Source organism: Natrialba asiatica DSM 12278, from assembly GCF_000337555.1.
Lineage (GTDB): Archaea > Halobacteriota > Halobacteria > Halobacteriales > Natrialbaceae > Natrialba > Natrialba asiatica.
In genome coordinates, this window is record NZ_AOIO01000004.1 from 1 (window position 1) to 5,830 (window position 5,830).

A 5,830-nucleotide genomic window follows, 5' to 3' on the forward strand; every position below is an offset into this window, starting at 1 on the left:
CCCGCTCAGAGATGTGTATAAGAGACAGGTCGTACCCCATCCCAGCGCCGCGGACGGCAGGAAACCGCCGTCCAGATCGCTGCGAGCGTGTGCGTCATCGGAGCCGTGCATGAACGTCCGCAGCAATCGTAGCGTTTCGATAACCGGCTCGTCATCGATCGTAACCGGCCGGTCGCCGATCGGACCGTGCTGGTTGGCCATCTCTCCGAAGTAGTTGCCACCCATCGTGACGACCTTCTCGTATCCCGTCTGATGACCGATCGTCCGCTGGTTGAGCGTCGTCGTGTATCCGTGATCGACATCGTTCGCTTCCACCGCATCGCTGGCGATCGTAGCAAAGCGGTCCCACGTCATCGGTTCGACCGACCAGTTTTCTTCCTCCGGGTCGTACCCGGCGTTCTCGACGTAATCCTTCCGATAGAGGATCGTCGGGATGTCTACAAACTGCGGAATACCGTACAGCCCGCCCTCCCACCGCATCGCATCAACCATCGTTTCGTGATACTCGGACTCGAGTTCGTCGAGTTTCTCCTGCGGAAGGGCGTCGTTCAGATCGACCAACCACTCGCGCGGCGCGAACGCTGACGTGTACGCGAAATTCGTCAGCATGATGTCCGGTGTCGATCGACCGGCCTGCAGGATCTGCGTGTACCGGTCCTGCTGATCATCGGCTCCCCACACGCCGGTAGAGAACTCGATATCGATGTTTTCGTTCAGTCCCGCATTTCGCAGCGACTCGATCAGTTCATCCTCGACGTCGCCAAACAGCGGTGCAGTCGCGTACTCGAGTGTTACTTCGTCGCCGGTGTACTCGCCGATACTCACCTCGCCATCGGCGCCGTCGCTGATACAACCGGCAACGCTACCGGTGCTTACGGCCCCGGTCATCGCGAGGACCCGTCTGCGAGAGACGCGACGACAATGGGTTCCGTTCGTCAAACTATGGTTGACTCTATCTACCATGACTAACACATACTCATATCGTTATATAAACATACTCCTTCGCTCAGCGGACGCCGCTCGTTACAACGCACGACCCACAGCGGGTCACTCTTCCAGTCCACTTGACCGTGAACGGTCTGTTTGGTGACACCGAACGGAACCACGTGAGAGAACACCTGCCACCACATTCGTGAATACATCACGTTGCCAAGTGCCCGCGTCCGCTCTCGTTCGGTCAAACCGAATAATAATTAACTAGGAGGGGTTTGTATTAGAAGAAAATGGCGAACGAACAGCAATACCCCGTGCAGGCCGCCGGAACGACCTTCCGAATCATCGAGACGCTGCACCGCCTCAACGGCGCGGGCGTTTCCGAACTCGCCGACGAACTAACCATGCCGAAAAGCACCGTCCACGATCACCTCCAGACGCTCACGGAGGCCGAATACCTGGTGAATCAGAACGGAACCTACCACATCGGCGTTCGGTTTCTCGAACTCGGCGGCTTCGCTCGAAGCCAGATGAAATTCTATCAAATCGCCTCTCCCGAAATGCAGAAGCTCGCCGAGAAAACCGGAGAGCACGCGAACTTGCTTATCGAGGAGCACGGAAAAGGAGTGTTCCTCAATAAGGCGAAAGGATCCGAAGCAGTCACCCTCGATACGCACATCGGAAAGCGCGTCCACCTCCATACGACGGCGATGGGAAAGGCGATCCTGGCGAACTATCCAGAATCGAAAGTCGACAAGATCATCGACCAACACGGACTTCCCAGCGTGACCGAAAAAACGATCACCGACGCCGCCGTGTTGAAAGCGCAACTTTCGGAAATTCGCGAGCGCGGATACGCGATCGATGACGAAGAACGCGTGTCAGGAATGCGATGCGTCGCCGCCCCCATCTGCCCTACCGATGGGACGCCGCTCGGCGCAATCAGCGTTTCCGGGCCGACAAACCGATTCGAAGGGGAAACGCTTACCACCGAAATTCCGAAAAACGTGCTGAGCACGGCAAACGTTATCGAAGTCAACATGACGTACTCGTGAGCGTTCGCTCTCACCGGATATTAGGATCGGTCATCCACATTTGGATGTGTTACCGTGACAAGCACTCTACCCCACAAAGGCCACAGCGATTTTACAAAAATACGTTTGTAATCAGCTCGAGTCAACCTCCGAGTTGAAGATCCACTTCTACAGCGAGGACCACGTCGATGAACCGAGAGAAACCTCCTGATCATCCATCACAGAAACGAGACATGAGTACTCGCTCAAACAAGAAATAGACAGATATCTATCAATTTGGAATTGCGAAAATAGTGAGATACTATTTACTGACCGGCAACCCGATACTGCGAGACGAGTCATAGAATTTGCGATGCACACCCTCCCACCGGTTGATGAACGACGTATTCGGAATCAGAACTCGCGCCCCACAGCAATCCACAGCGACAGTTATCACGGAATCTCGAGCAACGATCGATTCGTAATTCCGCTACAACAACAGCTACTACCGAAGCAATACAGATTCCGAACTTCAACGCGTCGAGCCCTCAGTACCGAGAAAAATTGTATAGTAAATCCGATTATACACACAACTATAGTCAGGATGTCGAATATAAGACTGTTTGTCACCAATATCAATGGCGAGCAAGATCGAAGTACCCTCCTCAATTCAAACTCCAAACCAGCGCCTCGGATCAAAGCTTCAACACAAATCCGTCGCCCCACGGTCCGACCATCGAATCGTCCTCCTCAGATTCGGACGTAATTCTACTGAGACCGATCAGATGGAAGTTATCTCTACTGGCATCTATTCATTGAATACAACCCAGTTATATCGAGAGTTGCAGAGCAATTTACAGTTACTAGTTACTTTCGATAAAGCTCAGCGCTTCCGACTACACCACTGTTGGATTACGTCTGCACTATGCCTGCTACGCGACGAAGTGGACCGCTGGTTCGTTCGTATCTCGGACCTTCGACTCCCAATTACACGTGTGGATGAACTCTGTCGATAGCCTCGTCGACGGCTTCGGTTTGTCCGAGGATGGTGATGCGGTCGCCGTATTCGAGTTCGAAATCACCGCGAGGAACCGTGCTCTCACCACCGCGATCGACGAGCGCGATCAGCACCTCGTTTGGAATCTCGGCGTCGATGTCGGCGATGGTCCGGCCAACGAGTTTCTCCGCGGTTACCTCGATCTCTTGGACGTCACCGCTTCGGCCCAGTTCCGTCATCCAGTTCGACAGCGCCGGGCGCTCGATCATGTTGTCGATTCCCCACGCGGTTGCCATTGTGGATGACACCGTTTTGACACCGAGTTCTTCGAACGCGTCAGCATTGTCGGGATCATTGACTCGGGCGATGACCGTCTCAACGTCGAACTTCGACTTGGCGAGCTGGGCGATCAACAGATTCGTGTCGTCATCACCGGTGACAGCGGCCACGGTCTTCGCGTTGTCAGCGCCGGCGTTCCGCAGGGCCGTCGTATCGGTACCGTCGCCCTCGCGGACGGAGAAGCCGTCGGCCCGCGCTTGCTCGGCTATCGGTTCGTCATTTTCCAGTACGATAACGTTCTCTTCGCGTTCTTCGAGGCGCTCGGCGAGCGCGCGGCCCACCTGTCCGCCTCCGACAATGAGTATTCGCATTGGTATCACACGTAATCGTTCCGCGATCTGTCTGGCGAAGCCACCCTCGAACACGACCGTCACGAGGATGACGAGAAACACCGTCCCCACGAGGGCGTTCGCTCCTTCCGGGTTTGACGGCGGTTCCGTCGTCTGTAGCTGGATGGCGAACAGCGTCGCCACGCTTGCTGGAATGATTCCCCTCGGACCGACCAGGCTCATGAACACCCTCTCGTTGCGCGTGAACTGCTCACCCCTCGTCGACAGGAAGACGAGTAGCGGACGAACGACCAGCGCGATGATTACCACGACCGCTAGCCCCTTGAGGCCGAGAGTCAACAGCGTCTCGAAATCGATGAGTGCAGCGAGCGCGATGAATATAAACGAGAGAACGACGAGCGTAACGTCGCCCTTGAACGACTCGATGGTCTCCTTGTACGGGAGGTCGGTATTTCCGAGGAGTATACCGGCGGTTGCGACGGCGGCGACCCCCGCCTCAGAGGCGATGGTATCCGCGATACCGAACGCAACTATCGCACCCGCGAGCGTCATCAGGCGAGCGTTCTGGGGCGTCCCACCGGTTGCGAGGTGGACCTGCGTAAGCAGATACCAGAGTACACCGGCGACGACGATACCGACGAGCAGGCCCACGCCGAGACGCATCGCGAACTCGCTGATGTAATCGGAGGGATTGGCTTCCTGAGACGCGAGTAGTTTGAAGATGACGACTGCGAGGATAGCCGCGGTTACGTCGTTGACGATTCCCTCGATCTCCAACGCCGCAGCCACCCGGTTGTGGACCGGCACCACTGAGAGGATGGGGGTGACGACCGTCGGTCCCGTCGCCACGAGGAGCGAACCGATCAACGCCGCTATCGCCCATTCGACGCCCAACAGGAAATGAACCACGACGGTCGTTCCGAGGAAGGCGATCGTTGCACCCACGGTTACCAGTCGGAGCGCGGCAGCGGGCGCCTCGCGAAGCTTCTCGACCGTGAGGTGGAACGCACCCTCAAACACGATGATCGCTACGCTCAAGCCAACGATAGTCGACAGTGCAGGCCCGAACGACTCCCGACTCACGAGTCCGATGCCCTCCGGTCCGACGGCGACGCCTGCGAGAATAAGAAAGAGTACGCTCGGGACGCGGTACCGGTCAGCGAGCACCTGCGCGCTCACGCCAAGTGCGATGATCAGTGCAATGATTAACAGCAGGTTCGACTCACCCCCTACCGCAAGCGGGACCAGAGTACCTTTCGGAATTACGAGCGGGATCACCGTCTCACCCAACCCGTTACACAACGGGCGTTCGAAACTACCGGTCGGGTCCACGGGTGCATCTTAGTGAACGTATTGGTTCCACGCTTATAAATGCCAAATTCCCGGTATCTCATCGGCGTCCGAACTAAATTGATAACCACGTAACACGATGAGCACTGAATGGATGCGCTATGGCTCCTGGGTCTGTGAACAGCAAGAGTACGGAGGCTTCTGCTTACCAGTCCAAAACCCCATAAACGGTCTTCCGTCGCACATCGTTGATCGCAGCGCGTCGCTTGGATACTGTATTTAAAAGCGTCTCACCTCGGTTGTCGATAGTCTCACCGGAGTGAAACTACCGAGAAAGACGTGCAGGTTACCGTTTGAGATTCAGCACTAGGGCGAGAGCCACCGTCGCTAATGCGACGCGATGGCTCTCGCTAGAATTGTCGTCTCCCTCATCCGCTTCGAGCGACTTGTGCCCCCGAACACCGTCTACCGACAGTCATCACGCAGTAACAACGACGGCCGGGATCGAAGCGACCTTCCGATTCAAACACTCCGAACCAGTGACCGCGTCTCAGAATCCAATCGCAACTCCGTCATTAGCCGACAGACACACCACAGCTTGAACTCGAAACATCGTCGGCAGATCAAAACCGATTCGAACACAAGTAACACAAAGACGGCGAATACCGAAGACTACGCGGTTTAAATGAGATATGAATAGAAGCGGCGAATCGAGTTTCCCAGAGGATCTCTCACTCCAGTACTCACCGATACGCAGGTGGGCTTATCGTCCGTGTTCGGGATGGGTACGGGAGGAACCCCACCGCGATGGCCGCTTACAACCCGAGCGACGGAATCGAACCGTCTTCAGAGACCACTCGCTCGGAGATTGAATATGAGTGGAGGCGGCGAATCGAGTTTCCCAGAGGATCTCTCACTCCAGTACTCACCGATACGTAGGCGGGCTTATCAACCGTGTTCGGGATGGG

General features: G+C 56.1%; 3 protein-coding genes and 2 rRNA genes. 1 reads left to right on the forward strand and 4 read right to left on the reverse strand.

Features of this window, described 5'->3' with window-relative positions; genetic code table 11:
* Positions 1-888: ABC transporter substrate-binding protein (locus C481_RS01475; protein WP_006107019.1), on the reverse strand; the 888-nt coding region annotated here is incomplete at its 3' end.
* A gap of 335 nt (positions 889-1,223) precedes the next feature.
* Between C481_RS01475 and C481_RS01480 the strand changes: the two genes are divergently transcribed.
* Complete coding sequence (locus tag C481_RS01480; RefSeq protein ID WP_006107020.1) at positions 1,224-1,988, forward strand: IclR family transcriptional regulator; 765 nt, start codon at positions 1,224-1,226, stop codon at positions 1,986-1,988.
* 945 nt (positions 1,989-2,933) lie between these two features.
* Here C481_RS01480 and C481_RS01485 read toward each other — a convergent pair.
* The 3 genes from C481_RS01485 to rrf (C481_RS01500) all read right to left on the reverse strand — a co-directional run.
* Positions 2,934-4,850, reverse strand: coding sequence for a cation:proton antiporter domain-containing protein (locus tag C481_RS01485; RefSeq protein ID WP_241434622.1), 1,917 nt, complete (start codon positions 4,848-4,850; stop codon positions 2,934-2,936).
* Between the two features lie 709 nt (positions 4,851-5,559).
* Positions 5,560-5,681, reverse strand: a 5S ribosomal RNA gene (gene rrf / locus C481_RS01495).
* Between the two features lie 60 nt (positions 5,682-5,741).
* A 5S ribosomal RNA gene (rrf, locus tag C481_RS01500) occupies positions 5,742-5,830 on the reverse strand; the annotation flags it as partial.

Excerpts from the sequence above, each read along its gene's own strand:
- C481_RS01480 (WP_006107020.1), top strand. The coding sequence starts at position 1,224 with ATGGCGAACGAACAGCAATACCCCGTGCAGGCCGCCGGAACGACCTTC.